This window comes from Pseudoduganella sp. GW821-FHT05F09 (genome assembly GCF_059419605.1).
In genome coordinates, this window is record NZ_JBWKSD010000007.1 from 316,177 (window position 1) to 340,929 (window position 24,753).

Genomic DNA, 24,753 nt, shown 5'->3' on the forward strand with positions numbered 1-24,753 from the left:
GGAGTTTAGGAGACCAGCATCGAAAGGCAAGCGCGGCCAGGCGGAATATAATGGCGCACTCCATAGAAAGGCCACCATGTCCCTACGCTTCGGTACTGTACTGCTCCCTCTTGCTATCATGACGGCCGGCGCGCCGGCGCAGGCCGCCGTAGCGGCCCCCGCCACTGTTCCAGCCACCGCTCCCGTGGCCGCATTCGACAAATGGTCCGAGGGCTTTGCCGACGACTACATGCGCCTGAACCCCGAGTACACGACGGCCAGCCAGTATTTCTCCGGCGCCGAACAAGACCAGCTGGACCGGCTCCTTGCGCCGGTCACCCAGGCCGCCCGCGACCGCCAGGCCGCGCTGGCGCGCGAAGGCCTGGCCAGGCTGGACGTGTTCCTGGCCGGCCCGCTCAGCGCCACCCAGCGCGCCTCGGCGGAGACCATGCGCTGGACGCTGTCCAACGAACTGGCCGGCCGCCCATTCCAGGACCACCTGTTCATCTTCTCCCAGCTGGGCGGTCCGCAAGTTGCGCTGCCGCGCCTGATGACGCAGCTGCACCCCATGCGCCGCGCGGCCGACGTGGACAGCTACCTGGCGCGCCTGGAGCTGGCCCCGGCGCGGCTGGACGAAGCCATCGCCATGGCGCGCTCCGCCGCCGCGCGCTCGCTGCTGCCGCCGCGCTTCATCCTGGAAAAGGCGCAGCAGCAGGTGGCGGCCTTCCTCAAGCCCGCAGCCGGGGACAATGTGCTGGTGTCCTCGCTGGCCGAACGCAGCGCGAAAATTGCGGACCTCACGCCGCAAGCCCGCAGCGCCGCCATTGCGCGCGCCACCCGCCTCGTGGACAAAGGCATACGCCCGGCCTACGCCCGCGTGCAGGCCATGCTGGCGGAGCTGCATCCGCGCACCGGCAATGAGGCCGGCATCTCGCGCCTGCCGAATGGCGCCGCCGCATACGACTACCTGCTGGCGCGCAACGCGGGCACCAGCCTGAACGCGGAGCAGGTGCACAGCATAGGCCTGCGCGAAGTGGCCCGCATCGAAGGGGAGATGGACAAATACCTGCGCCAGCTTGGCTACGCCGAAGGCAGCATCCAGCAGCGCATGGTGAAGCTGGACAAATCGCTGCAGCCTGCCGCCACGCCCGACCCGCGCCCGGCCATGCTGGCGCGCTACGCCGAGCTGCTGCGCGATGCAGAACAGCGCAGCGCAGCCCTGTTCAACCTGAAGCCGCGCGCGCCCATCGAAGTGCGGCGCGAACCGGCGCTGACCGAAACCACCAGCTCCGCGCATTACACCCCGCCGGCGCCGGATGGCAGCCGTCCGGGCGTGTTCTGGATGCCGCTGCCCGGCCCGGAATATGAGATGGTGGTCATGCGCACGCTGGCCTACCACGAAGGCGTGCCGGGCCACCATTTCCAGATCGCGCTGCAGCAGGAAATGGCGGACCTGCCCAAGTACCGCGCGCGCCGCATCTTCAGCGGCGGCAGCGCCAACAGCGAAGGCTGGGCCTTGTACGTGGAGCAGCTGGCGATGGAGCAGGGCTGGTATGAAGGCGACACGGTGGGCATGCTGGGCGGCCTGGCCGAGCAGCTGTTCCGCGCGCGCCGCCTGGTGGTGGACACCGGCCTGCACACCAAGGGCTGGACGCGCCAGCAAGCCATAGACTACGGCATGCCCGCCTCCGAAGTGGACCGCTACGTGGCCAACCCCGGCCAGGCCTGCGCCTACCTGCTCGGCATGCTGCGCATACTGGAACTGCGCGAGCAGGCCCGCAGCGCGCTCGGCGAACGCTTCACGCTGCCCGCCTTCCACGACGTGGTGCTGCGTGCCGGCTCGGTGCCGATGGACGTGCTGGCCAAGATCGTGGACCAGTGGATTGCGGACACCAAGGCTGCGGCGCGATGATGGCGGACTGGTTCTCGCCGGCGCAGTGCGTCGGCTACGCGGCGTTTGTGCTCGGCGTCGGCTCCTTCCTGCAAACCAGCGACCGCCGCTTCAAGCTGTTCATGGCCGGCGAGTGCCTGGCCTACGTGGTGCACTTTGCGCTGCTAGGCAATCCGACGGCGGTGGCCAGCTCCACCATGTCCATGCTGCGCTCCCTGCTGGCGCTGCGCACGCGCTCCATGTGGGTGATGGCGGCGGTGATCGCCGCCAACCTGGCCCTGGGCCTGGCGCTCGCCAAGCAGCCCAGCGACTGGCTGCCGCTGGCTGCGTCCTGCCTGGGAACGTATGCGCTGTTCCAGCTGCAGGGCATCCCCATGCGGCTGGTGATGCTGTGCGGGACCTGCCTGTGGATCGCCAACAATGTGATCGCCGGATCGATAGGCGGCACCGCGCTGGAAGTGGTGGTGGCCGCCGTCAACCTGGGCACCATCTGGCGCATGGCGCGCCGGGAGAGGGCGGCGCAGGCCGCCTAGGCAGCGCCAGGCAGGAGCAGCAGCTTGCCGGTGGTGGCGCGGCTCGCCATGTCCGCATGGGCCCGGGCCGCGTCGGCCAGCGGATACACGCCGCCGATATGGACGGCCAGCTTGCCCTCGGCGGCCCAGCCGAACAGCTGCGCCGTGCGCGCGCGCAGCAGCTCCGGCGTATGGATGTGGTCCCGGTACACCGCGTAGCCCAGCTTGATGCTCTTGGGCAGGCTCATGATGTTGAGCGGGCCGGGGCCGCCCAGCACCGGGCCATACCAGCAGAACGTGCCCGAGCGGCGCAGCACGTCCAGCGAGCCCTGGAAGGTGGACGGGCCGGAGCCGTCGAACACCACATGCACGCCTTCGCCCCCGGACAGCCTGCGCGCCTCCGCGGCGAAATTGCCCTCGGTATCGACGATCACGTGGTCCGCACCGGCCGCCTTGGCCGCCGCCACCTTGGCCTGCGACGACACGCGACCGATTACGCGCCCCCCGCGCAGCTTGATGATCTGCGTCAGCAGCAGCCCCAGTCCCCCGGCCGCCGCGTGCACGAAAGCGATGTCGCCCGGCTGCACGGGATAGAAGTCGGTGGCGAAATGGCTGGCGGTCAGGCCCTGCATCATCAGCGCCGCAGCGGTCTGGTCGCTTATGCCGTCCGGAATGGGCACCAGCGACGCTGCGGGGATCGCAATCTTTTCCGCGTAGCTGCCGGGCGCGTAGACCCAGGCCACGCGCTGGCCCACGGTGAAGCCTTGCACGCCGTCGCCCAGCGCAAGCACGCGGCCCGCGCCTTCCACGCCGAGGATTTTCGGATTCGGCATCTCGTTCCAGGCCATGCCCTGGCGCACGCCGATATCCATGAAGTTCACGCCCGCCACGGCCACTTGCACCAGCACTTCCCCCGCGCCTGCCACGGGCTCCGGCCGCTCCACGTGCGCCATCGCATCGATGCCGCCGATTTCGTTCATCACCACTGCCTTCATTTCGCGTCCTTTTTCACAGATTGATAGTAGTGTCTATAATAGGAACGGATTTCAGGACGAACAATCGCCAGAAGTCCATCCTTATTGCCCACTCGTCCAAAAGTGAAGAAAATGGACCCATTGACCGACATCCTCTCCGGCCTGCGCATCCGTCACGCCAATTTCACCCGCATGGACGCCAGCGCGCCCTGGGGCGTGAACTCACCGGGCGAGGGCGGCGTGAACTTTGTGCTGCTGGTGCGCGGCTCGGCGATCCTGTCCACGCCCGGCAGCCCGCAGCCGATCGCGCTGCGCAGCGGCGACGTGTTCATCAAGCTGGACGACAGCCCCTACCGCCTGTACGACCGCGAGGACTCGGCCCTGATCGACTGCGTGGAGGTGGAGAAGCTGAGGGTGGGCAACCACATCCAGGTGGGCGGCGGCGGCGCGGTGACCACCTTCATTAGCGGCTGGTTTGCGCTCGATGCGCTGGAGGCGGGGCCGTTGATGCGGGTGCTGCCGCCGCTGCTGTGCCTGAAGCTGGACCAGCACCGCAGCCTGGCTTTCCAGTCGGTGCTGGAGATGCTGGCGCTGGAGACGGAATCGCCCGGCATGGGGGCGGAAGCGGTGGTCAGCCGCCTGTTCGAGCTGCTGTTTGTGCATGCGATCCGCGCGTTTTCCATGCAGCCGGGCGGCCCCACGCGCGGCTGGCTGGGCGCCATTGCCGACCGCCACCTGGCGCTGGCGCTGGAGGCCATGCACGGCGCGCCGGCGCAGGACTGGACCGTGGAATCGCTGGCGCGCACGGCCGGCATGTCGCGCTCCGGCTTTGCGGCCCGCTTCAAAACGGTGGTCGGCCAGCCGCCGCTCGACTATCTGACGCAATGGCGCATGCACTGCGCAACGCGCTTGCTGCAGCAGGGGAATGTCGCGCTGTCCGAGGTGGCGCGCCAGGTCGGCTATGAATCGGTGGCGGCTTTCAACCGCGTGTTCCGCCGCGAAACCGACATGACGCCGGGCGCGTTCCGCAAGGCAGGGCTACAAGCCGTCCAGTGATGCGACCAGGGCGATATAGGCGTGGCGCTGCGCTTGTTCGCGTAAGGCTGCCGCAATGTCGGGGAAATCCTTGCCGATGGCGTCTATGCCGGCCTGGATGCTTTGCGGCTCCATCATGATCAAGGCTTCTTTCAGTTTGGCGCGCAAGGCCTCGGGCAGCGCGGACAGGCTGGGGGGGCCGGCATTCGCCGGGGCGGCCGCCGGCCCCGCGTGCCCCGCGTGCTCCGCGTGCTCCGCAGCCCGGATAAACTGCACGCCCAGCAGGCGCTCCATGCAGCTGAAGATCTGCTCGGCGCGGTAGGGCTTGTGCACGATGCCGTCGAAGCCGGCGGCCGCCAGTTCGGCGTCCTCCTCGCGGAAAGTGGAGGCCGTGACAGCGGCGATTTTCACCGCGCCGCCGCCTTCCAGCGCTCGGATTTTTTGCGTGGCCTGCACGCCGTCCATCACCGGCATGTGGCGGTCCATCCAGATGAAATCCGGCTGCCAGTCCTGGAACGCCGCCACCCCTTGCACGCCGTTTTCCGCCAGCCGGACATCGAAGCCGACGCCTTGCAGCAGCCGCGTAAGAAGGATCTGGTTGTCCAGCTGGTCCTCCACCACCAGGATGCGCCGGGACGGCTGCCCCGGCGCCAGGGCCAGCACGTCGCCCAGGCTGGGCGCGGCCTCGCTGATATCCTGCGCCTGCACCAGCTGCACCGGTAAATCCACCCGGAACACGCTGCCTTTGCCAAGCTCGCTGGCGTGCGTCAGTTGGCCTCCCATCAGTTCCACCAGTTGCCGGCTGATCGTCAGGCCCAGACCTGTGCCCTGCTGCCTGTCGCTCGATCCCACCTGGACAAAGGGCTGCATGAGTTTGGCCTGGTCTTCCGTTGAAATGCCGCAGCCGGTGTCCTCCACTTCCAGCACCAGGTGCTGCGTCTCCTTGTGCTGCAAGCCCAGGCGCAGCGTGACGCCGCCTTCCTCGGTGGCGTTGATGGCGTTGGCAATCAGGTTGATCAGCACCTGGCGCAGCCTGGCCTCGTCGCCCATGATGTAGCGCGGGAAGCTGGAGGCCTGGCTCAGCGCAAGCTGCAAGCCCTTGCCGGCGGCGCGCACCCGCATCATGCCGGTGGCGTCCAGTATCATCGCGCCCAGGTCGAAGGGCGCGTTGTGGACGGTAAGGTGGCCCGCTTCGATCTTGGCAATGTCGAGCACGTCGTTGATCAGGCTGAGCAAATGGTCGCCGCTCTTGCTGATGATGCCCAGCGTTTCCCTCTGCGCCGGGGAGGTGTGGGCGTCGCGCTTGAGCAGATCGGAAAAACCCAGGATGGCGTTCAGGGGCGTGCGCAGTTCATGGCTCATATTGGCCAGAAACGCGCTCTTGGCCTGGTTGGCCGCTTCCAGCTTGATTGCCTGCGCCTGCAGGCTGGCGTTGAGCGCCTCGATGCGCGCCTGGTCGTCCAGCCGCTCGGTGATGTCGGTGTTGGTGCCGCACCAGCGGAACACCTGGCCGTGCTCGTCGCGCACCGGCACCGCACGCGAGAGGAACCAGCGGTAGGTGCCATCCCTGGCCCGCAGCGGAAAAGTGTCTTCCCAGATAACGCCCGCGTCGAAGCTGAGCCGGATCTTGTCCACCACGCGCTGCACGTGGTCCGGATGATGGACTTTTTGCCAGCCCCAGCCATACATTTCGTCGAGCGAGGTGCCGGTGTAGTCGTACCAGCGCTGGTTGTACCAGAAAATGGTGCCCTGGGCGTCTGCCATCCAGGCCAGCTGCGAGATATTGTTGGCCAGCGTGCGGAAGCTCTCCTCGCTCTTGCGGAGGTCGGTGGCGTGGTCGTCCAGCTTGTTCTTGTCCATCTGCTCCCCCGCTCAGCCGCTTTGCGGAGCTTAGTGTATCAAATACGGACGCACTGCCGGATTTACTTTTTGATATCGACTTTATTCGCTCGCCCCGCAGGCAAGCCGGGAAATTAAGTAGATATTTTGTTCTACTTGATCTACACTCGCCCCGGCTTCTTCAAAAAACCCCTTGCGCGAAAGTCCGGTCCCCATGAAAAGAACGATACAAGCCATCCTCGCAGTCCTGGCCTTTTGCATCGCACCGCTCGGCGCCGCCAGCGCCGGCAAGGTGCGAGCTGCGGCGGCGCCCGGCATTGAGGCGCAGATCGGCAACTACCTGCAAGGCCAGATGCGCGAGCAGCGCATACCCGGCTTGCAGCTTGCCGTGGTTAAAGGCGGGAAGATCATCATGCTCAAGTCTTTCGGCCTGGCCGAGCTGCCGCATTCCTTGCCAGTCACCAACCGCAGCGTTTTCTCGATTAATTCCGCCACCAAATCCTTTACCGGCGTGGCCATCATGCAGCTGGTGGAGGAGGGGAAGGTGGACCTGGCCGCGCCGGTGTCGCGCTACCTCGGCGACTTGCCGGCGCCGTGGCAAGGGGTGACGATTGCCCAGCTGCTGAACCATACGTCGGGCATACCCGACATCGTCGACCAGCGCACCTCGGGGCTGGTGGCGGCCGGCGGCCCGGACGCGGCATGGCGCCAGGTGCAGACCATGGCGATGCAGTTCGCGCCGGGAGAACGGTTCAGCTACAACCAGACCAATTATCTGCTGCTGGGCAAGATCATCGACAGCCTGAGCGGCCAGCCTTTTACGCAGTTCATACAGCACAGGCAATTCGACGCGGTTGGCATGCGGCAAACCGGATACGGCGACGTGCATGACATCATCGCCGACAAGGCTCCTTCCTACAGGTTCGGCGCGGATGGCAAGACGCTGAAACCGGTGCTGGACGATTTTCCGCCCTTCCTGAGAACCGGCGCGGGGATTAATACCACGGCGGAGAATCTGGCGCGGTGGATTATCGCGCTGCAGAAAGGCGCCCTGGTCTCGCCCGCCGGCGTGGCGCAGATGTGGCGGCGCGGCCAGTTCAACGACGGCAAAGCCGCGCCATGGGCCATGGGCTGGCCGGCCGTCCGCGACGAGGAATACCGCGCGGTGGCCGGCATCGGCGGCATGCGCTCCGCGTTCTACATCTATCCGGAGCATGACCTGGGGATCGTGATACTGACCAATCTGGCCGGCGCTGCGCCAGAGCAGATGATAGACGTGGTGGCGGGGTATTTCCTGCCGGGCTTGAGGAGCGTCAGCGGCGGCTATGCGGCCTATCGTTTGCGCGAACAAGCGCAGGCCAGCGGCTTCGAGAAGCTGGACGAAAAACTGGCCCAGCTCAAGAAGCAGTCCGGCATCGCACAGCCATCGGAAGACGATTTAAATGTTTGGGGCTATCACTTGCTCGGCAATGGATTGAAAACGCAAGCGATTGCGGTACTGGGCCTGGCGGCGCGGCTGTATCCGGACAGTTTCAATGCCTACGACAGCCTGGCCGAGGCCTATGAGGCGGCCGGCGAGCTCGACTTGGCCGTGCAGAACTACACCCGCTCGCTGGCGCTCAATCCCGGCAACACCCATGCAAGCGAGCGGCTGCGGGCGCTCAGACGCCCCACATGATGTATTCGTTCTGCTGGCTGGCCGAACGCAGCATCTCCAGCAGCGGGAAGGCGCGCGCCGAAAAGCTTACCCGCTGCAAGGCCGCGTGTTCCGTGCTTTCGCCTTCTTCCTGTTCGGGCGTATGGATGTCGTGCTCCACGTCCTGCTTCGGGTGTTCCTTGGTGAACGCTACTTCCTGCTCCAGCAGCGACAGCGCCTGTGTGGCTTCCGCAGCCGTGATCACGCCGCGCTGGGGGCTCTTGTGCAGCAGCCGCAGGATGCGCTCGGCATGTTCCTGATACATCAACACTTCGGGGGAGGACTTGGATTTGAATGAAATTAACATACGCACTATTTCCTGGTCAGGTCATACACGATGACGTTGCAAATGCACTGCGTTCAGCCAGGCAGCCGGTTCAATGTACGCTGCCTGCTGAGGTGACATTAGCCCCGTTTGGCCGAATTCCCAAATGAATTCGGCCCGCTTAAGCGGCTTTTAAGGGCGCGCCAGCTTTTTCACCATGGCCAGCGCGACCGCCTTGGCCGATTGCGGGTTCTGGCCCGAGATCAGTTCGCGGTCCTCCACCACGTTCTCGCTCCACGCCTTGGCCTCGACGAAGTTGGCGCCGGCGGCAACCAGGCCATCCTGCGGGAACAGCTTCATATGGCCGCCGTTCAGGAAGCCCTTGGCCTGTTCTTCCTCTTCATTGGTGAAGGCCGTCATCTTGTAGTCCTTGTAAATCCATTGCGACGGCTGCGGACGCTGGCCCGCTTCCAGTTTGGCCACGTAGCCGTGCGCATCCGGAACGGTGGACAGCAGGGCGATGGTGCCGTGGCAGGTCAGGCCGGTGATTTTGCTATTGCTGTGGAAGTTGGTCAGCAGCTCGCCCAGGTCCTTGTTCTTCAGCAGGTCCTGCATCGGGATATGGCCGCCCGGCACAAACACCGCGTCGAACTTGTCGTAGCCGATTTTTTTCACTTGCGCCAGGCTGATGGCCGGCGAGCCGGTCTTGGCCGTCAATTTGAGCGTGGCCAGCAGCGCCTTGCTTTCCTGGCGCGCCTTTTCATTGCCGCCGAAGAAGCTCACATCGTCCGACTTCTGGTCGGCCGACGGCGCTTTGCCGCTCGGCGTGGCGAACACCACCGTGTGGCCGGCGGCGATGAAGGTCTGTACCGGCTCCATCAGCTCGTTGAGGAAGAAACCGGTCTGCATGACCTTGCCGTCCTGGAGGTTGAGCTTGTCCTGGTCGGATACCACGACCAGTACGGTACCGGCGGTGGCGAAATTGGCGGCGGCGGCCAGCAGGCCGGCGATGATGGTTTTTTTCATTTGCAACTCCTGAGTGTGGAGGAGGGCGGCTTGCCCTCCGATGTACACAGCGTATTGCAAACATCACAGACCGTAAATGTCCTGGGATTTACTTCACTTGTTACATGGCGTAATAATCGACGCGGCGCCAGAGCCCGGATCAGGCGTAGGCTTGCAGCATGGGCAGGGCTAGGCGGACCGCCGTGCCGCCCGCCGGGCCCGTGCCGATTTCGACCTCGCCGCCCAGGCGCCCGATGCGCTCGCGCATGCCGGTTATGCCCCAGTGGCCGCGCTTGCCGTGCCGCGCGACGGCCGGATCGAAGCCTATGCCGTCGTCGCAGACTTCGGCCTGCAAGGCGGTGTCGAGGAAGGCCAGGCGCACGTCGATATGCCGGGCCTGGGCGTGCAGCACGCTGTTCAGCACCGCCTCGCGCAGCACGCAGGCCAATTCCGGCCCCGCCTCGGCGCGCAGCTGGCGCGGCTGTCCGGTCACCGTAAAGCTCAGGCGCTGTTCCGCGCCGGGCGACGCTTGGGCGGCCGCGTCGCGCAGCGCGGCGAACAGTTCGTCCACGCCCGGCGCGCGGCGCAGCTCCATGACTTCGTCGCGGGTGCTGGCCACCAGCGATTCGGCGAAGTCGAGCGCCTGGCCTGCCAGGCGCTGCAATTCCGGCTGCTGCGCCAGCTTTTGCTCGACCACGTGGAAGCGCAGCAGCAGTGCTTGCACCGCCTGCAGCAGATTGTCGTGCAGCGAGCGCGCAATCCGGCCGCGCTCTTGCAGCGTCGCATCCATCCGCAGCGCGATATATTGTTCCGCCCGGCGCCGTATCACCGCTACCCGCCAGCGGTACAGCAGCACCGCCGCCGCCAGCAGGACCAGCGCACAAGCCCAGCGGAACCAGGCGGTCTGCCAGAACGCGGGCTCGATCCGGAAGCTGAACTGGGCGCCTTGCTGGTTCCACACGCCGTCCTCGTTGGCGGCGATGACGCGGAAGCGGTAGGGGCCGGGCGGCAGGTTGGTGTATTGCGCGCGGCGCTCCGGCCCGGCTTCGCGCCAGTCATTGTCGATGCCATCGAGGCGGAACTTCAGGCGCACCCGCTCCGGTATCGACAAGGCGGCGGCGGTGAAGCCCAGTTCGATCGCGCTGGTCTGCTGAGGCAGCACCAGCTTGTCGGCCGGCAGATATTCCCGCTCGGCTGTGCGCAGCGATTGCAGCAGCACGGCGGGCGCGCGGGGATTGCGCGGGATGGTTGCCGGGTCGATCCAGCCCACATCCGTAATCGTGGCGTAGTACAGGCGGCCGTCGTGCGCCAGTGCCAGCGAGGGCTGCGGCCGCGCCGGCGCCGCCATGCCGGTGACGCCGTCCTCAAAGTTGAACAGTTCGGCCTGCAAGACCGTCTCCGGCGCATGCCAGTAGCGCGCCAGGTCCTGCGCAGGGATGCGGTGCAGCCCGTCATTGCTGTGCAGCCAGAGGCTGCCTTGACGGTCCAGCACCATGCCGGTGACGCGCTGCAGGCGGTCCGGCTGCTGCAGTTGCATGGCGTGCGCCCGGCCGCCGTCGATCCAGGCCACACCCTGCTCGCCCCCCGCCAGCAGTTTGCCGTCCACGTCGAGCAGGCTGAGCACATTGCCGATCTGCAGGCCGGCACTGGCGGGCAGCAGCCTGGCGTCGGTTGCGCTGAGTTCGGCCAGGCGGTTGTTGGTCAGGCCCAGCCAGGTCCTGCCGTTGGCGCCGGTGAGCATGCTGATCGGCGTCGCATCCTCCTGCCCGCGCAGGCGCTGGTCTTGGCGCCACTGGCCTTGCTCGAAGGTCCACAGGCCGCTGCGGGTAATGGACACCAGCAGGCGTCCCCCTGGTTCCGCCGCCAGTGCCTGGATTTCCTTGCTGCGGTCCATGCCTTCCGGCAAACCCCAGCGCTGCTGCGTGCCGCCATGGAATTCCCACAGCGCATCCGCAGTGCCAACCCAGACATGGTCAGACGCCAGGCGCAGCAAAGTGTGAGGGACATCCAGCGTGGTCTCTTGCCTGCTGCCGTCGCTCTTCAAGCGTACCAGCGGCGCCTTGGCGGCGCCCAGCCAGAGCTCGTCGCCAAAGCCGCGCTGCGCCAGCCAGAAAAAGGCGTCGGCCGGCGCCGGCATGCGGTGGAAGCGATGGCGGCGGAAGCGCTCCACCCCGCCCGGGGTCAGTAGCCACAGGTTGTTTTCGCGGTCTATCAGGGTGCGGTTGGTGATGGTATCGCGCTCCGTACCGGTGGGGAATAGTTCAGCCGCGCGCAGCACGCCGTCGGCGCCGGGCGCCAGCCGCACCAGCCCGTCCTCGCGCGTGGCCCACAGCGTGCCGTGCGGCCCGGGTATCGGCGAGCTTTGGTACAGCGCAGGCTGATCAAGCGGGGCAGGGCGCGGCGCGGCTTGTATGTCCAGCACCTGGTACTGCTGGCCGGGCGGCTTGAAGTACATGCCATCCGTGCGCCAGGTGACCCGGGACTTCGGCGGAACCTGCGCATGGACAAAGCGCTCGCTGCCAAGTGGACGCACAAAATGTTCGGATGCGACATTCACCCAAAGCCGCCCGGCCTGATCGTGCTTGACCCAGCGCACCGAGCCTTTGGGCAGGGAGTCCTGTCCCACCGGCAGCCATTTTCCGTCCCGCAGCGTGACCACGCCGCTGCTGGTGGCGACGTACATGACATGGTTCTTGTCGGTGGTGATGTCCATCACCGAGCCGCGCGGAAAGCCCTGGCCGGCGGCGTAGTGCGTGGCGCGCTCCGGCGTGAACAGGCTCAGGCCGCCGAAGTAGTAGCCGACGGCCAATGCGCCCGCCACCTTGTGCGCGGCCATGACGTTGGTCGACCGCAGGTCGTGGCCGTACACCTTGCTCACTTTGCGGAAGCGCATGCCATCAAAGTTGTAGAGTCCCACTGCGGACGCGAACCACAGCATGCCGTCGTCGGTCTGGGTTGCGGTCAGGGCCTGCTGGGGGGCGCCGTCCGCCTGGGTCCAGCGGCGCCGCTGGTAAGACTGCCCATCCGGCTGCAGGTCGGCAGCGTGGGCGGCCAGCGCGAGCAGCCAGTAAAGCATGAGCGCCGCCCAGCGATGGTTAAACATGTGATTGCCTTGCATGCTGCAAAGCATCAATATTACCCGGAAGCAGGATAGGGCGTCGGGGGCAGGCGCGTGCGTTACCGCTTTGACGATCGCCGCCTGCAGCTAGGCCCAAGGATTAATAACAGTCAGTCCCGCCGCCGCATAGGGAGCCGTGTCGCACGATGCAACGATGAATTTCCGAGAGTCTGCAATGGCGGCGATGTAGCTGTCTGGCACGGGAAACCCGTGTCCTGCGGTTTTGGCTGCAACGGCCAGTTCGGCGTAATGCCGGGCCGCGTCAGTATCAAAAGGAAGTATGCGGCCCTTGAATAGTTCCAGAAGAGCGTCAAGCGCTCGCGTCAGCAAGGCACGGCGCTTTCCGGCTGGCAGTGAGTGGATGCCGAACAGTAGCTCGGCAAGGGTAACGCTGGACAGATACAGCGTCTCGGCGGCCTGATTGTTCAGCCAGGTCTGGACCGCAGGGTGGGGCGCTGCCTTCATCGCCTCCGAAATGACGTTCGTGTCGAGAACGATCATTCAAACCTCGGCGGCTCGGCCGGTGTTTTGTTCCTGGTTTGGATCATGGTCTCAAGGTCGTCATCCGTGAGGCCTATCTCCCGTCCCAGCGTGGCAAGTGCGTCTCCCATTCGGACGCGGGCTTCGGGCTTAACCGCGCTGGCCAATATGTCACGAACCTCCGCTTCGGTGCTGCGCCCGTGCAGTGCGGCCCTCACCCGCAATGCCCGGTGCACATCATCTGGCAGGTTGCGTATTGTAAGCATAGCCATAGCATTTCCTTTGAACTGCCTTCAATGCATTCATGGTAGGAAATTGCATGCGGGACCGCAAGGAGCTGTCGTCTCGAGAAGCGAAGATCGCCAGGCAAATTGAGCTACGGCGGAATACCGTTATTGAACCGGCGTTGAATCGAGGGTTGAGCGCAAAAAATCTACAAATGCGCGTACCTTGGCCGATAGATGGCGGTTCTGAGGATACAGAATGGAAAATGGCCGCGAACGGCCGCCATGTTCTTGAAGCACTTCCACAAGGTCTCCGCGCTTCACGGCGCCTGCGGCTGCGAAACGGTAGGTCTGGTACAGACCACCGCCTGCATTAACCCACGCAACACAGCCAAGTGCATCATTGAGTATGCGCATGCGGCTCCGTACCGGATAGTCTATTTCTTCCCCATTCGCACCCTTGAACAGCCAAATCAGCGGCCGGCCTGTATTGGGGGACACGTATTGAATACAATCGTGCGACTCCAGATCGGCAATAGCATGAGGCGTCCCCTTTTTCTTCAAATATTCCGGCGTCGCGAAGACACCTAAAGACGCGTCTTCCAGTTTGTATGCCACCAACCGTGAATCGCGCTGGATGCCGAGCCGTATCGCCACATCGAAGCCCTCTTCCACAAAATCGATGATCTTGTCCGAGATACTGAGCTCAATCTCGATTTGAGGGAAAGCTTCAGTAAATTGTGGCATCAGAGGCAGCAAGCGATGCGTCCCATAAGCAGCACTGACGCTGATGCGCAGCAGCCCGCTCGGCACAGTTTGTGCGCCGGTAATAGCACGCTCAGCTTCAGCGATCTGCTCCAGCGCCACCTGGCATTCCTTCCAAAAGAGCTGGCCTTCGTTGGTGACCTTGATACTTCGCGTTGTGCGGGCAAACAGCCGTACACCCAGACGCCGCTCCAGCCTGCTGATCGATCTGCTGACGGCAGCAGGGGTAAGGCCGAAGAACTCCGCCGTCGCAGTGAAACTGCCCAACTCCGCCGCTTTGCAAAATTGCTCGATGCTGCCGAGCTGCATGGTATCCACGCTGGCCATGGTTTATTCCAAAATGTAATAAATGAAGTGATTCTAGCCCCATTTATCCGCAGTGAACAAATCAATACACTTCAGTCATTGCTTGCGTAGCGACTAGTTGCAAGTAAGCCGGCGAGTACACAAGGCTCGCCACATCGTCCGCTCTTACTAAAAGGAAATGACCATGAACACCAAACTCCGCCTCTTTACCTCGCCTTCAGCTTTCCCCAACCCGCAGCGCCTGCGCCTGTTCATGCACGAGAAAGGCATTGCCGATCAGTTCGAGGAGCAAATCTACGACATGAGCCCGGGCGGCGAACAGCGCCAATGGCCGCATTTGAAAATGAATCCGTGGGGTGAAACGCCTACTCTGCAGCTGGCCGATGGAAGTTTTATCTCTGAAACCGCCGCCATCGTCCGCTATCTCGACCAGGCTTATCCGGGTCGGCGCATCATGGGCGAGGACCCGTTGCAGCAGGGGCTGGACAATATGTGGGATAACCGCGTCTGGGTGCATATTCTCTATCGCATCGTCACTGCGTTCCACGTCCTGCACCAGGGGCTGGGACCGAAACTGGAGCTGACGAGCAATCCCGCCTGGGGAGAGCATAGCCGCAAGGAGGCACTGGCACATGCGGCACTGGTCAACCAGCACCTGTCGGATGGCCGCGACTGGCTCCTCGGCGGGGACGAGCCGACCTTCTCGGACATCACACTGGCAACCGCGATCGCTTTCTCCAAATTCCCGATCAATGCCACGCCGCTGGACGAACGTTTCGAGCATTTGGATGCGTTCTGGCGCCGCTGGCAGCTGCGTCCGAGCTTCCAGGCCGCCTACGCTGACGGAAACAGCGGCATACCGGAACTGGATGCTTTGGCCAAGACGAAGGCCTGACTGGGGAGAGCGTTGGGTAGGGAATAGCTGGGCACGAGGACTTCTCGTGCCGGAAACAAAAACGCCGATCTGCATGGATCGGCGTTTTGCTTGGGAAATTCTTGGTGGCCCGGGGCGGAATCGAACCACCGACACAAGGATTTTCAATCCTCTGCTCTACCAACTGAGCTACCAGGCCAAGAGCGCGCAATTATAGCAGCGCAATCCGGGTTTGCCAAGGCAAGATTGTGGCGGGCGGCGAAATGGCCGCCAGGGGGTAAGATTCGTCGTTGATATTCTTGGATTGGAATTCCCATGGTCATAGTCACACACAGCGGCAAGTTCCACGCGGACGACGCCTGGGCGGTCGCCGTCCTGAATGTTTTGTTCCCGAACAGTGAAATTATCCGCACGCGCGATCCGGCCATCATCAGCACGGCTGACTTCGCGATTGACGTCGGCGACGTCTGGGACCCGGCCTCCGGCCGCTTCGACCACCACCAGAAAGGTTTTAGCGCGGCCAGGCAGAGCGGCGTGCCTTACGCCAGCGCCGGCCTGGTCTGGCGCGAGTACGGCGCGCGCTGCGTCATGGCGCTGGCCGCCGAACATGCCGGGCACGCGCTGCCGGAGGACAAGGCGCGCGAAATCGCCTATGCCATCGACGCAGATATCGTGCAGTACCTGGATCTGTCGGACGTGGGCGCCGCGAAAAGCGCGCCGGGAAGCTACGGCCTGTCGGCGGTGATCTCGGGCTTCAATCCCAACTGGCTCGACGAGCAGCGGCTGGGCTACGGCGGCGAGGCGGACGTGTACCGGCTCAGCCAGTTCAAGTGCGCGATGGCGCTGCTGACCGACGTGATGATCAATGCGGTGAAATACCGGGTTGCGGCCTTGCTCGCGCTGGAACAGGTGCGGGATGCAGAAGTGCTGGAGGACGGCAAAGTGCTGTTCCTGAAAAACAGCGCGCTGCCGTGGAGCCAGGTGGTGCGCAAGGAAATGCCCAAGGTGCTGTTCGTCATCAGCCACAGCATTGCCGAGCAGCGCCATGTGCTGCACACCGTCCCGGTCAGCGCCGGCAGTTTCGACGCGCGGGCCGACTTGCCGGAGTCCTGGGCGGGCCTGCGCGGCGCGGACCTGGCGGCGGTGACGGGCGTGCCGGACGCGACGTTCTGCCACAACGGCAGATTCATTGCTGCGGTCAAGTCCTACGAGGGCGCGCGCGCCATGGCCTTGCTGGCGCTAAAGGCGGTGGAGGATGGGAGCTCGCGTCCCGTTAAGCGGGGCGTCGATGCCGGAGGCGCGGGTTGCGATGCTTAGCCAAGCAGGGCCTAAGACTGGTGCGGCTTATTTTTTAACTGTCGGAAATATTTACAGTTGTGAAGTTCAGCGGGCCTCGAGAACTTGTAAGATGCTGAAAAGAAAGTGAAATTTCCCAATGGCATGATAATTGCTTTTTTTTAATCTAGTTGCACTATTGCTCCGATTAATTACAACGAAAACTGAAAACATGCATCTCCTGAAAATCTTGAAACTGGTACCTGCAATTGCGTTGGCATGCTGCGTTACCGAAGCCGGCGCCACCATCGTATCGCAGGCAGATGCCAAGTTCGGGGCGGGCGCCCTGACCTATGACAGCGCCACCAAGCTTCAGTGGCTGGACCTGACTATTACCACCAACAAGTCCTATGCCTATGTATCGTCCCAGTTTGGAGCAGGCGGCGCGTATGAGGGCTTCCGGTATGCCAGCCTGGCCGAGTTGAACAAGCTCGAGACCGATTTTGGTTTTACCCTGCTTAACAGCAGCACTGCAGTCGTCGGAAATGGCATCCCAGCCTATAACTTTATCAATATGCTCGGCAATACCCGTCCAAGCACCAATGGCACTAGCAACCCCTATACCGATGGCTTAATTCTGAATGCCGAAGTCATGGTGGTCGGTGGCGTTTGCAGCGATGGCAATTGCAATGGCTCCGCCAACGACATGGGGCATGATTTCAGCCGCGGCATCTATTCCACGAGTTCCGCTAGCACTAGTGTGGGAAGTTTCCTGGTCCGCAGCGCAGCAGTCCCTGAACCGGGTTCGATTGCACTGTTCGGCATCGCCCTGACGGCACTCGCCGCCGTCCGCCGCAAGCGCAGCAAAAGCGGCGGCTGAAACCGACTCATGGCATTCATGGCGGGTTCCCGTTTTGGCTTGCCATGGAATGGCAATGTTCAGTCGGGAAATCGCTCGACGAGGGATTCACCCCGGCGGCCTAGGTAAGTCACATGGCGGCCGGCAATCCAGACTGTGTAGGCCACGCAGCCTGCGCGTTGAGATAGCTTCTTGAACTCTGGGTACATCACGCGGCCCTGCTGCGCATCCAAGATGGCGGCGCGCACGGCGTCGCCGTCAAAGGCATCGGCAATACCTTGTTGTGGACGCTCGAAACTGAAGTCCGCAGTGCTGCCGTCGGGCAGGTAATAGGTGGTGCGGCCGGTACGATAGTCCACGTGGTAGGACTCTACCCCGACGCCCGCCAGTTGGCCAATCACTTGGCCAAAGTGGATACTGCCCAGGTTGGACGCTGCAAAGGTGGACTCGATGGTGGCGCGGGTGATTTGGTTCATGGTTTGCTTTCTGCTTGGGCGATGGATGCTGGATCAGGCAGTGGGGATGTCTTTGAGCTGGTGATGTTGCACGAGGGCCTGCATGGCCTGCATCATCTCCAGGCGTGCGGCTGGCGGCAGGTGGCCAAAGAAGTGGGCATCGTTGGCATCGGCCAGCGCGGCCAGTTGCGGCACCAGGGCCTTGCCTCTGTTCGTGAGGCCAAGGGTTTGCTCGCGGGCTCGGCCATCGGCCAACTGCCGTCCGGCCAGCCCTTTTTCTTCCAGCCGCGATACGACCTTGGACGCAGCTCCCTTGGTCATGCCCAAGGCCTCGATCAGCTCGGCGTGAGTGGTTTCCTCTTGCGACCACAGTGTGCGCAGGGCCACCCATTCTGTGACGGTGACGCCTTCCGCTTCCAGAAGCTGCTGGAAGCGGCTGGACACGTGGTTGGAGACAAAGCGCAGCCAGAAGCCCAGGTGGGCTTCAAGCGGCGACGGCGTGGTTTGTTTTTCAGGCTTGCTCATTAGGTTTCTCCGGAAACTAACGGTAGTTTAGTTTCCGTGGAAACCATTGTCAATGCGTAGGTGGGTTATCCTCAAGGCGGCGCGTTCGGGTGTAAGGTGGAACTACATTACAATTTGCCGTGCAAGACCACGAGGAGAACACCATGGCGATATTGACAGTAACCGCACGGGGGCAAGTCACCTTGAGGAAAGAGGTGCTCAAGCATTTGGGCATCAAGCCTGGCGACAAGATCGAATTCGACTTGTTGCCGAATGCCCAAGGTCTGGTGAGAGCTGCCCAGCCCGCAGCAAGTATAGGTGGCTTTGTCGGTTTGCTCGCTGGGCGGACAAAGAAAGTGGCGACCTTGGAGGAAATGAACGAGGCATCAGCACAGGGCTGGTCGGGTGGTACATGAAGGTAACGGTCGATACGAACGTACTGGTTCGCGCCGTAGTCCAGGACGACCCGGTGCAGGCGCAGCAGGCGGCCACGGTGTTGCTGGATGCGGCGTTGATTGCAGTGACGCTGCCCACGTTGTGCGAGTTGGTTTGGGTATTGCGGAAGGTCTATGGCTTCCCGATTGTGGATGTAGCGCAGGCGATTCAAGCACTGGTTGCCACTGCAAATGTGGAAGTGAATCGGCCCGCAGTGGCGGCTGGGCTGAAGGTGCTGGAAGCCGGCGGTGATTTCGCTGACGGCGTGATCGCGTATGAGGGAAACTGGTTGGGTGGGGAGACTTTTGTTTCTTTCGACAAAAAGGCGGTCGCCCTTCTGGCGGCGCAAGGCCAAGCGGCACGCCTGTTGTAATCGTGCAGCAGAGCCGGATTGCGTGAGGCCCGGGATGGAATTGAACTTCCTAAATTATAGCTCTGGCGTGTCTACAATGATTGTGGCGGTTTAGATAGACACCGGAAATGAACCAGCCAAAATGACTTTTTGTTGGACAAACAAAAACGCCAACCCGGAAAGGTTGGCGTCTTGTAAGGTTATTCCTTCGCCTGTACCGGCGACCGGCTCCCAATAAAGCGCGCGCCATGGCCAGATTTGTATCTGAGTAGCGGACGGGGAGCTATGCTGAGTCATGGCCGGTTAAAAGATCGACAGGGCGGGGGAATCGGGCAACCAAACGGTTCCCGAGCGAATTGAGTCTTGCACTTATTGTCGCGGCAATATTAGTCGCAGATATCGTGGTCGAGGCGAGCACAATTTCTGTCGAACTGGGTGCGGTCCTGTCGAGGAGAAGTCCTTGCGCTATTGCGCCGCGTTGCACTCGGTCCTCGTCTCCGATAAGGACTGCCATATCGCAGAGTTTATTTGCGTCTTGCATGTGCAGCCCTTGTCCAAGCGCCAGTGCGTGATCTATCCAAGCCTCGTCGCTTCCATCCCAGAGGATGTTTCCTAAATTCCTATCCCGGTTATCGATTGCTTCATCACATGCGGCGGCGAGGGGCGTGGATGGAAGCGCACATGCGAGCGCCGCCGCGATCCGCACGGCGGCTTCGCGTGCAGCGCCAGCAGGAAGGCTATCTAGGGCGAGCGACTGTTTAAGATTGGGATACCCGACGTCTGCGCTGGCGAAAGCAGGCGTTGCTCCTTCATCGATTAGAAATGGCAAAGGGACTGGAAGTCCCCATTTGCTCAACAAGACTGCTGAGAACGCCTCGGCCATAATTTGACCCGGGGGACCTCTCTTAACAATTGCCGAGCGCTTGGTGCCATCGGGTAGTGTAATCACACAGCGCAATGCCCCAGTCACTCCGTCACCAGCAGGCGTCTCGGTTCCGCCAATAATTGTCGCGACTTGAATTTCCATCTGGCGCTTCCGCTAGGACATCTTGGTCCATTGTTAAAAAGTTACTTTGCCAGTGTACGTAGCGATCCGCGCAATGTCCAGAAGAAAGCTAAGTGGGCTCACAAAATGCCACGAGCTCGTTTATGACGTATGCGCACCGCTTCTAGACTCACAACAGCCATAGCGAATATGAGACGGAGGCGTCTTTATTCATTAGTTAGACTTTTTGACCCAGCGCCCTACATAGCTGAAGACCAGTTGAGCATGGACGATTCGGACGACACTTCGTTACCAGGTCTTCCTCCGTTTATGAACCGGAAATGGGCCGGACACGAGGACTGTGGGTCTCAGAAACGACAACGCCCACTTCGATGAGTGGGCGCTGCGTGAAGATGTTCTTGGTGGCCCGGGGCGGAATCGAACCACCGACACAAGGATTTTCAATCCTCTGCTCTACCAACTGAGCTACCAGGCCAAGGTGCAGAACTATAGCAGATCATTTTCCACATGCAAGAGGCTTTTTGAGCGGCATGGCGTTCTTTGACTCCAGGGCAAATATTTTTTGAGGTTTGCGGGGTTTTTCTCAACAAAGGACGAGGGCATAGTGTGAGCCATCAACCTGAAAGGAAAACCCCTCATGTCTCACACCACCATCCCCGCCATCGGCCTCGGCACCTTCCGCCTGCAAGGCCAGATCGTTATCGACTCGGTGCGCAACGGCCTGGCGGCGGGCTACCGCCATATCGACACGGCGCAAATCTACGGCAACGAGGCGGAAGTGGGCCAGGCCATGGCCGAGAGCGGCGTGCCGCGCGGCGAGATTTTCGTCACCACCAAGGTCTGGATCGACAGCCTGGAGGCTGGCAAGCTCATCCCTAGCCTGAAGGAAAGCCTGCGCAAGCTGCGCCTGCAGCAGCTGGACCTGGCGCTGATCCACTGGCCGTCCCCGGGCGGTGCTGTACCTGTGGCGGAATACATGGCGGCGCTGGCCGAAGCCAAGGAGCAGGGCCTGGCCCGGCAGATTGGCGTGTCCAACTTTACCGTCGCGCATTTGCGCCAGGCTGTGGATGCGGTCGGCGCGGCGCAGATCGCCACGCAGCAGATTGAAATCCATCCCTTCCTGCAGAACCGCAAGGTGGTGGAGTACGCGCGCAGCCAGGGCATCCACCTGACCGCCTACATGCCGCTGGCCTACGGCAAAGTGATGCAGGAGCCGGTCATCGCGGACATTGCGCGCCGCCACAACGCCACGCCGGCGCAGGTGGCGCTGGCCTGGTCGCTGCAGCAGGGCTTTGCGGTGATCCCGTCGTCCACCAGCCCCGCCAACTTGAAGAGCAACCTGGCCGCGCGCGGACTGGTGCTGAGCGCCGAGGATATGGCGGCCATCGCCTCGCTGGACCGCAACGAGCGCATCGCCAACCCGGACGGCATTGCGCCGCAGTGGGACTGATCATGGACTCCGCACTGGATAAGCTGAAGCAGGGCGGTTTCAGCGTGGGCCTGGAGCTGCCGCTGGATAACGACTGGACCATGGCCGGGCAGGCGGCGAACCGCGCTTCGTCCCGCGTGCCGGGCGAGCCGGACATGCGGCGCCACGCGGAACTGGCCAGGCTGGCCGACCGCCTGGGCTACCGCGCCCTGTGGGTGCGCGACGTGCCGCTGTACGATCCGTCGTTTGGCGACGCGGCGCAGGTGTTCGAGGCGTTTAGCTACCTCGGCTACCTGGCCGGCGTGACGCAGCATATTCTGCTGGGCACGGCGGCCGTGGTGCTGCCGCTGCGCGAGCCGGTGCTGACGCTGAAGTCTGCCGCCAGCGTGGACCAGCTGAGCGGCGGACGTTTGCTGCTGGGCGTGGCCAGCGGCGACCGGCCGGTGGAGTATCCGGTCTTCGGCCGCGATTTCGATACGCGCGGCGCGGCCTTCCGCGAGCAGGTGGCGATGGTGCGCGACTGGGGCGCTGCGGCGCTGCCGCCCGGCGTGGCGCTGCTGCCGCGTCCCGCGCAGGCGCAGCTGCCGCTGCTGGTGGCCGGGCTGGCGCAGCAGACGCCGGAGTGGGTGGGCGCGCACATGGACGGCTGCCTGGCTTACCCCGGCATGCCGCACGACCACCAGCGCCGCGCCGCAGCCTGGCGCGCGGTGGCGGGGCCGGACAAGCCTTACATCAGCTTCTTCCACCTGGACCTGGCGGAGGACCCGGACGCGCCGATGCGCTACCACCGCTTCGGCGGCCGCGTGGGCCGCAAGGGGCTGCTACTGGAACTGGAGGCGCTGCAGGCGGCCGGGGTGCAGCATATCGGCCTGCATTTGCGCCAGAACCAGCGTCCCGTGGCCGAGGCGATGCAGGAAATCGCCGAGTTTGTGCTGCCGCGCTTCCACGGCCCCGCCCAGCCGCTGGCGGCGTAGGGCGGCGGCGCCCGCGCGAAGGCCGCCGCCGCTATAATGGCCGGATGAATAGCCCAACTTCCCCCTCCTTGCAGCGCGTTGTTGAAAGCGATATTTGCATCGTTGGCAACGGCGCCATCGCCAAGACGGCGGCGCTCGGATTCGCCCAGGCCGGGCAGAGCGTCACCTTGCTTTGCCCTCCATTGTCCCCATCCCCGTCCCAGCCGGTCGTGCAGGCCAGCTGGGACGTGCGCGTTTATGCGCTGAACCATACCGCGAACAATCTGCTGTCGTCGCTGAAGGTATGGGGCGCGCTGGACGCGGACCGCGTAGCGCCGGTGGACGCCATGCTGGTCAACGGCGACGGCGGCCAGCCCGGCGGCCTGGCGTTCGACTCCTACGGCGCCCACACCGGCACGCTGGCCTGGATCGTCGAGGACCGCAACCTGAACCAGGCGCTGGACGCGGCGCTGCGCTTCGCCAGCAACGTCACCACCGTCAACGGCCGGGCCATCGGCCTGCTGCGCGGCGAGGACGACATCAGCGTGCGGCTGGAGGACGGCTCGGCCATCCGTGCCGAGCTGGTGGTGGGCGCGGACGGCGCCGAGTCCTGGGTGCGCGGCCAGTGCGACATCGGCATGGATTACCGTTCTTACGGCCAGCGCGCCATCGTGGCCAACTTCCATTGCGAGCGGCCGCACCACGGCGCGGCGCAGCAGTGGTTCACCGGCGCGGACGGTATCGTGGCGCTGCTGCCGCTGCCGGGCAATCTGGTGTCGCTGGTGTGGTCCGCGCCGGAGGCGCTGGCCGACCGCCTGCGCGAGGAGTCGGCGCAGCAGTTGGCGGACCGGCTAGCGGTGTACGCGCAGGAGAAGCTGGGCAAGCTCACCCCGGTGCAGCCGGAAGTGGTGCGCGGCTTCCCGCTGCGGCTGATGCGCCCGCACGCCATGGTGGCGCAGCGCGTGGCGCTGGTGGGCGACGCGGCGCACGTGGTACATCCGCTGGCCGGCCACGGCATGAACCTGGGCTTTGCGGACGTGGAGCAGCTGGTGCGCGCGGTGAATGCGCGCGAGCCGCAGCGCGGCATGGGCGACGAGCGCGTGCTGGCGCGCTATGCCCGCGCACGCAAGGAGGAGGTGATGCTGATGCAGCTGGCCACCGATGGCCTGGACCGTTTGTTCGGCGCCGATCTGGAGCCTTTGCGCGTTGTGCGCAATTTGGGATTAAACTTGCTGGACAAATTGCCGGGCTTGAAGCGCCGGCTGATTTCCCATGCGCTTGGCAAGCAGTGATTGAGTAGTTGCAGTACCTTCCGGAGCCCCTATGAAATTCAGCAAGACCGCAGTATTGTTCGCATCCGCCATGATGGCGTCCTGTGTCGGCGCAGAGACTTCCACCGAAGCGACCATCAAGAAAGCCATCGAGCCGCGCCTCGGCGCCAACGTCAAAGTGGATTCCGTCAAAGAGACGCCGTATGCAGGCCTGTACGAAGTGCGCATCGGCGATGAAATCCGCTACACCGACAAAACCGGCAGCTATCTGATCGTTGGCCACGTCTTCAACCTGAAGACCTCCGAGGACCTGACCCAGGCCCGCATCGACGACATCAACAAGATCAAGTTCTCCGACCTGCCGCTGGAAATGGCGCTGAAAACCGTGAAGGGCAACGGCAAGCGCGTGATGGCCGTGTTTGAAGACCCGAACTGCGGCTACTGCAAGCGCTTCCGCCAGCAGGCGCTGAAGGACGTGGACAACGTCACCATCTACACCTTCATGTACAACATCCTGGCGGAGGATTCCTTCGTCAAGTCCAAGAACATCTGGTGCTCGGCCGACCGCAACAAGGCCTGGGACGACTGGATGGTTTCCGGCAAGGCCGCGCCGGCCGCGCCGGCCGGCTGCACTACGCCGAACGAGCAGGTGCTGGCGCTGGGCCAGAAGCTGCGCATCAACGGCACCCCCAACATCTTCTTTGCCGACGGCAGCCGCGTACCGGGCGCCATCGACATCAAGACCCTGGAATCCAAGTTGTCCTCTATTAAACAGTAAGGAGCCGCAGATGATTACATTGAATGTGAATGGCAAGGACGTGCAGGTCGATGCGGATCCCTCCACCCCGGTGCTGTGGGCCCTGCGCGACAACCTGAATATGACCGGCACCAAATTCGGCTGCGGCATGGCGCTGTGCGGCGCCTGCACCATCCATATCGACGGCAATCCGACCCGCGCCTGCATCACGCCGATTTCGGCGGTGGCCGGGCAGAAGATCACCACCATCGAGGCGATGGAGGGCGACAAGGTCGGCAAGGCGGTGCAGGACGCATGGGTCAAGCACGACGTGCCGCAATGCGGCTACTGTCAAAGCGGCCAGGTGATGAGCGCCACGGCGCTGCTGCGCACCAACAAGGCGCCGAGCGATGCGGACATTGATAGCGCCATGGCGGGCAACATCTGCCGCTGCGGCACCTATCAGCGCATTCGCGCCGCCATCAAAGACGCAGCTAAAACCATCGCCTGAGGAG

General features: G+C 63.5%; 25 protein-coding genes and 2 tRNA genes. 14 read left to right on the forward strand and 13 right to left on the reverse strand.

From position 1 onward, the window contains the following. Positions 1–76 precede the first annotated feature (76 nt). Both AC07S4_RS23120 and AC07S4_RS23125 read left to right on the forward strand, forming a co-directional pair. The gene (locus tag AC07S4_RS23120; protein ID WP_494988857.1) at positions 77–1,891 is read left to right on the forward strand and encodes a DUF885 domain-containing protein; all 1,815 of its coding nucleotides are present in this window, start codon (positions 77–79) and stop codon (positions 1,889–1,891) included. Then, on the forward strand, positions 1,888–2,403 hold the full coding sequence (locus tag AC07S4_RS23125; protein ID WP_494988858.1) for a YgjV family protein: 516 nt from the start codon (positions 1,888–1,890) through the stop codon (positions 2,401–2,403). Before AC07S4_RS23120 ends, AC07S4_RS23125 begins: the two co-directional genes overlap by 4 nt. On the opposite strand, the gene AC07S4_RS23130 is transcribed toward AC07S4_RS23125, so the two are convergent. Next, positions 2,400–3,377, reverse strand: coding sequence for a quinone oxidoreductase family protein (locus AC07S4_RS23130; RefSeq protein ID WP_494988859.1), 978 nt, complete (start codon positions 3,375–3,377; stop codon positions 2,400–2,402). The two genes, AC07S4_RS23125 and AC07S4_RS23130, sit on opposite strands and share 4 nt — an antisense overlap. Before the next feature lie 111 nt (positions 3,378–3,488). Between AC07S4_RS23130 and AC07S4_RS23135 the strand changes: the two genes are divergently transcribed. Continuing rightward, positions 3,489–4,412, forward strand: coding sequence for an AraC family transcriptional regulator (locus tag AC07S4_RS23135; protein ID WP_494988860.1), 924 nt, complete (start codon positions 3,489–3,491; stop codon positions 4,410–4,412). On the opposite strand, the gene AC07S4_RS23140 is transcribed toward AC07S4_RS23135, so the two are convergent. Next, positions 4,395–6,251, reverse strand: coding sequence for a PAS domain-containing hybrid sensor histidine kinase/response regulator (locus AC07S4_RS23140; protein WP_494988861.1), 1,857 nt, complete (start codon positions 6,249–6,251; stop codon positions 4,395–4,397). The genes AC07S4_RS23135 and AC07S4_RS23140 overlap by 18 nt on opposite strands. A 193-nt stretch (positions 6,252–6,444) precedes the next feature. Between AC07S4_RS23140 and AC07S4_RS23145 the strand changes: the two genes are divergently transcribed. Next, positions 6,445–7,908, forward strand: a complete 1,464-nt coding sequence (locus AC07S4_RS23145; RefSeq protein ID WP_494988862.1) for a serine hydrolase — start codon at positions 6,445–6,447, stop codon at positions 7,906–7,908. Here AC07S4_RS23145 and AC07S4_RS23150 read toward each other — a convergent pair. From AC07S4_RS23150 to AC07S4_RS23175, 6 genes are all read right to left on the reverse strand, one after another. After that, positions 7,892–8,233, reverse strand: coding sequence for a DUF1840 domain-containing protein (locus AC07S4_RS23150; RefSeq protein WP_494988863.1), 342 nt, complete (start codon positions 8,231–8,233; stop codon positions 7,892–7,894). The genes AC07S4_RS23145 and AC07S4_RS23150 overlap by 17 nt on opposite strands. Before the next feature lie 150 nt (positions 8,234–8,383). Then, a complete protein-coding gene (locus tag AC07S4_RS23155) occupies positions 8,384–9,217 on the reverse strand; it encodes a type 1 glutamine amidotransferase domain-containing protein (RefSeq protein WP_494988864.1) in 834 nt (277 codons plus the stop codon). Positions 9,218–9,356: 139 nt separating this feature from the next. Next, positions 9,357–12,299, reverse strand: a complete 2,943-nt coding sequence (locus tag AC07S4_RS23160) for a sensor histidine kinase (RefSeq protein ID WP_494988865.1) — start codon at positions 12,297–12,299, stop codon at positions 9,357–9,359. A 102-nt stretch (positions 12,300–12,401) separates the two neighbouring features. After that, positions 12,402–12,815: a type II toxin-antitoxin system VapC family toxin gene (locus tag AC07S4_RS23165; protein ID WP_494988866.1), complete on the reverse strand. Its 414-nt coding sequence runs from the start codon at positions 12,813–12,815 to the stop codon at positions 12,402–12,404. Next, the gene (locus AC07S4_RS23170; RefSeq protein WP_494988867.1) at positions 12,812–13,066 is read right to left on the reverse strand and encodes a FitA-like ribbon-helix-helix domain-containing protein; all 255 of its coding nucleotides are present in this window, start codon (positions 13,064–13,066) and stop codon (positions 12,812–12,814) included. Before AC07S4_RS23170 ends, AC07S4_RS23165 begins: the two co-directional genes overlap by 4 nt. Positions 13,067–13,186: 120 nt before the next feature. After that, positions 13,187–14,110: a LysR family transcriptional regulator gene (locus AC07S4_RS23175; RefSeq protein ID WP_494988868.1), complete on the reverse strand. Its 924-nt coding sequence runs from the start codon at positions 14,108–14,110 to the stop codon at positions 13,187–13,189. Positions 14,111–14,273: 163 nt separating this feature from the next. On the opposite strand from AC07S4_RS23175, the gene AC07S4_RS23180 reads away from it, so the two are divergent. Then, positions 14,274–14,984 carry a glutathione S-transferase family protein gene (locus AC07S4_RS23180; protein WP_494988869.1) on the forward strand — a complete coding sequence of 237 codons (711 nt, stop codon included), beginning with the start codon at positions 14,274–14,276 and terminating at the stop codon, positions 14,982–14,984. 102 nt (positions 14,985–15,086) lie between these two features. Here the strand turns inward: AC07S4_RS23180 and AC07S4_RS23185 are convergent. Continuing rightward, positions 15,087–15,162 (reverse strand) — tRNA-Phe (locus AC07S4_RS23185). A gap of 116 nt (positions 15,163–15,278) precedes the next feature. Between AC07S4_RS23185 and AC07S4_RS23190 the strand changes: the two genes are divergently transcribed. Both AC07S4_RS23190 and AC07S4_RS23195 read left to right on the forward strand, forming a co-directional pair. Next, entirely contained in the window at positions 15,279–16,280 is a 1,002-nt protein-coding gene (locus AC07S4_RS23190) for an MYG1 family protein (RefSeq protein WP_494988870.1), read from the forward strand. A gap of 190 nt (positions 16,281–16,470) precedes the next feature. After that, on the forward strand, positions 16,471–17,118 hold the full coding sequence (locus tag AC07S4_RS23195) for a PEP-CTERM sorting domain-containing protein (RefSeq protein ID WP_494988871.1): 648 nt from the start codon (positions 16,471–16,473) through the stop codon (positions 17,116–17,118). A 59-nt stretch (positions 17,119–17,177) separates the two neighbouring features. On the opposite strand, the gene AC07S4_RS23200 is transcribed toward AC07S4_RS23195, so the two are convergent. Then, positions 17,178–17,573, reverse strand: a complete 396-nt coding sequence (locus AC07S4_RS23200) for a DUF1398 domain-containing protein (protein WP_494988872.1) — start codon at positions 17,571–17,573, stop codon at positions 17,178–17,180. Positions 17,574–17,606: 33 nt separating this feature from the next. After that, positions 17,607–18,077 carry a MarR family winged helix-turn-helix transcriptional regulator gene (locus AC07S4_RS23205; protein ID WP_494988873.1) on the reverse strand — a complete coding sequence of 157 codons (471 nt, stop codon included), beginning with the start codon at positions 18,075–18,077 and terminating at the stop codon, positions 17,607–17,609. A 143-nt stretch (positions 18,078–18,220) separates the two neighbouring features. Here AC07S4_RS23205 and AC07S4_RS23210 point away from each other — a divergent pair, with 143 nt between their 5' ends. Together AC07S4_RS23210 and AC07S4_RS23215 are read left to right on the forward strand one after the other, a co-directional pair. Next, the gene (locus tag AC07S4_RS23210) at positions 18,221–18,472 is read left to right on the forward strand and encodes an AbrB/MazE/SpoVT family DNA-binding domain-containing protein (protein ID WP_494988874.1); all 252 of its coding nucleotides are present in this window, start codon (positions 18,221–18,223) and stop codon (positions 18,470–18,472) included. After that, a complete protein-coding gene (locus AC07S4_RS23215) occupies positions 18,469–18,864 on the forward strand; it encodes a type II toxin-antitoxin system VapC family toxin (protein WP_494988875.1) in 396 nt (131 codons plus the stop codon). Before AC07S4_RS23210 ends, AC07S4_RS23215 begins: the two co-directional genes overlap by 4 nt. A 262-nt stretch (positions 18,865–19,126) precedes the next feature. On the opposite strand, the gene AC07S4_RS23220 is transcribed toward AC07S4_RS23215, so the two are convergent. Both AC07S4_RS23220 and AC07S4_RS23225 read right to left on the reverse strand, forming a co-directional pair. Next, a complete protein-coding gene (locus AC07S4_RS23220; protein ID WP_494988876.1) occupies positions 19,127–19,870 on the reverse strand; it encodes a hypothetical protein in 744 nt (247 codons plus the stop codon). A 378-nt stretch (positions 19,871–20,248) separates the two neighbouring features. Beyond that, a tRNA-Phe gene (locus AC07S4_RS23225) sits at positions 20,249–20,324 on the reverse strand. 162 nt (positions 20,325–20,486) lie between these two features. Here AC07S4_RS23225 and dkgB point away from each other — a divergent pair. From dkgB to AC07S4_RS23250, 5 genes are read left to right on the forward strand one after another with little or no spacing between them, the layout of a single operon-like run. After that, positions 20,487–21,299, forward strand: coding sequence for a 2,5-didehydrogluconate reductase DkgB (gene dkgB / locus AC07S4_RS23230; RefSeq protein ID WP_494988877.1), 813 nt, complete (start codon positions 20,487–20,489; stop codon positions 21,297–21,299). A gap of 2 nt (positions 21,300–21,301) precedes the next feature. Continuing rightward, positions 21,302–22,252 (forward strand): TIGR03571 family LLM class oxidoreductase, encoded by a 951-nt coding sequence (locus AC07S4_RS23235; protein WP_494988878.1) that lies wholly within the window; start codon positions 21,302–21,304, stop codon positions 22,250–22,252. 44 nt (positions 22,253–22,296) lie between these two features. After that, the gene (locus tag AC07S4_RS23240) at positions 22,297–23,523 is read left to right on the forward strand and encodes an FAD-dependent monooxygenase (protein ID WP_494988879.1); all 1,227 of its coding nucleotides are present in this window, start codon (positions 22,297–22,299) and stop codon (positions 23,521–23,523) included. A gap of 31 nt (positions 23,524–23,554) precedes the next feature. Continuing rightward, positions 23,555–24,280 carry a DsbC family protein gene (locus AC07S4_RS23245; RefSeq protein WP_161074128.1) on the forward strand — a complete coding sequence of 242 codons (726 nt, stop codon included), beginning with the start codon at positions 23,555–23,557 and terminating at the stop codon, positions 24,278–24,280. A 10-nt stretch (positions 24,281–24,290) separates the two neighbouring features. Continuing rightward, positions 24,291–24,749 carry a (2Fe-2S)-binding protein gene (locus AC07S4_RS23250; protein ID WP_161074127.1) on the forward strand — a complete coding sequence of 153 codons (459 nt, stop codon included), beginning with the start codon at positions 24,291–24,293 and terminating at the stop codon, positions 24,747–24,749. The last annotated feature ends 4 nt before the right edge of the window (positions 24,750–24,753 follow it).

Excerpts from the sequence above, each read along its gene's own strand:
- AC07S4_RS23240 (WP_494988879.1), top strand. The coding sequence starts at position 22,297 with ATGAATAGCCCAACTTCCCCCTCCTTGCAGCGCGTTGTTGAAAGCGAT.
- AC07S4_RS23130 (WP_494988859.1), bottom strand. The coding sequence starts at position 3,377 with ATGAAGGCAGTGGTGATGAACGAAATCGGCGGCATCGATGCGATGGCG.
- AC07S4_RS23155 (WP_494988864.1), bottom strand. The coding sequence starts at position 9,217 with ATGAAAAAAACCATCATCGCCGGCCTGCTGGCCGCCGCCGCCAATTTC.
- AC07S4_RS23180 (WP_494988869.1), top strand. The coding sequence starts at position 14,274 with ATGAACACCAAACTCCGCCTCTTTACCTCGCCTTCAGCTTTCCCCAAC.
- AC07S4_RS23170 (WP_494988867.1), bottom strand. The coding sequence starts at position 13,066 with ATGGCTATGCTTACAATACGCAACCTGCCAGATGATGTGCACCGGGCA.
- AC07S4_RS23190 (WP_494988870.1), top strand. The coding sequence starts at position 15,279 with ATGGTCATAGTCACACACAGCGGCAAGTTCCACGCGGACGACGCCTGG.
- AC07S4_RS23195 (WP_494988871.1), top strand. The coding sequence starts at position 16,471 with ATGCATCTCCTGAAAATCTTGAAACTGGTACCTGCAATTGCGTTGGCA.
- AC07S4_RS23215 (WP_494988875.1), top strand. The coding sequence starts at position 18,469 with ATGAAGGTAACGGTCGATACGAACGTACTGGTTCGCGCCGTAGTCCAG.
- AC07S4_RS23200 (WP_494988872.1), bottom strand. The coding sequence starts at position 17,573 with ATGAACCAAATCACCCGCGCCACCATCGAGTCCACCTTTGCAGCGTCC.
- AC07S4_RS23135 (WP_494988860.1), top strand. The coding sequence starts at position 3,489 with ATGGACCCATTGACCGACATCCTCTCCGGCCTGCGCATCCGTCACGCC.
- AC07S4_RS23220 (WP_494988876.1), bottom strand. The coding sequence starts at position 19,870 with ATGGAAATTCAAGTCGCGACAATTATTGGCGGAACCGAGACGCCTGCT.
- AC07S4_RS23140 (WP_494988861.1), bottom strand. The coding sequence starts at position 6,251 with ATGGACAAGAACAAGCTGGACGACCACGCCACCGACCTCCGCAAGAGC.
- AC07S4_RS23245 (WP_161074128.1), top strand. The coding sequence starts at position 23,555 with ATGAAATTCAGCAAGACCGCAGTATTGTTCGCATCCGCCATGATGGCG.
- AC07S4_RS23175 (WP_494988868.1), bottom strand. The coding sequence starts at position 14,110 with ATGGCCAGCGTGGATACCATGCAGCTCGGCAGCATCGAGCAATTTTGC.
- dkgB (WP_494988877.1), top strand. The coding sequence starts at position 20,487 with ATGTCTCACACCACCATCCCCGCCATCGGCCTCGGCACCTTCCGCCTG.
- AC07S4_RS23205 (WP_494988873.1), bottom strand. The coding sequence starts at position 18,077 with ATGAGCAAGCCTGAAAAACAAACCACGCCGTCGCCGCTTGAAGCCCAC.
- AC07S4_RS23165 (WP_494988866.1), bottom strand. The coding sequence starts at position 12,815 with ATGATCGTTCTCGACACGAACGTCATTTCGGAGGCGATGAAGGCAGCG.
- AC07S4_RS23145 (WP_494988862.1), top strand. The coding sequence starts at position 6,445 with ATGAAAAGAACGATACAAGCCATCCTCGCAGTCCTGGCCTTTTGCATC.
- AC07S4_RS23250 (WP_161074127.1), top strand. The coding sequence starts at position 24,291 with ATGATTACATTGAATGTGAATGGCAAGGACGTGCAGGTCGATGCGGAT.
- AC07S4_RS23150 (WP_494988863.1), bottom strand. The coding sequence starts at position 8,233 with ATGTTAATTTCATTCAAATCCAAGTCCTCCCCCGAAGTGTTGATGTAT.
- AC07S4_RS23160 (WP_494988865.1), bottom strand. The coding sequence starts at position 12,299 with ATGTTTAACCATCGCTGGGCGGCGCTCATGCTTTACTGGCTGCTCGCG.
- AC07S4_RS23120 (WP_494988857.1), top strand. The coding sequence starts at position 77 with ATGTCCCTACGCTTCGGTACTGTACTGCTCCCTCTTGCTATCATGACG.
- AC07S4_RS23125 (WP_494988858.1), top strand. The coding sequence starts at position 1,888 with ATGATGGCGGACTGGTTCTCGCCGGCGCAGTGCGTCGGCTACGCGGCG.
- AC07S4_RS23235 (WP_494988878.1), top strand. The coding sequence starts at position 21,302 with ATGGACTCCGCACTGGATAAGCTGAAGCAGGGCGGTTTCAGCGTGGGC.
- AC07S4_RS23210 (WP_494988874.1), top strand. The coding sequence starts at position 18,221 with ATGGCGATATTGACAGTAACCGCACGGGGGCAAGTCACCTTGAGGAAA.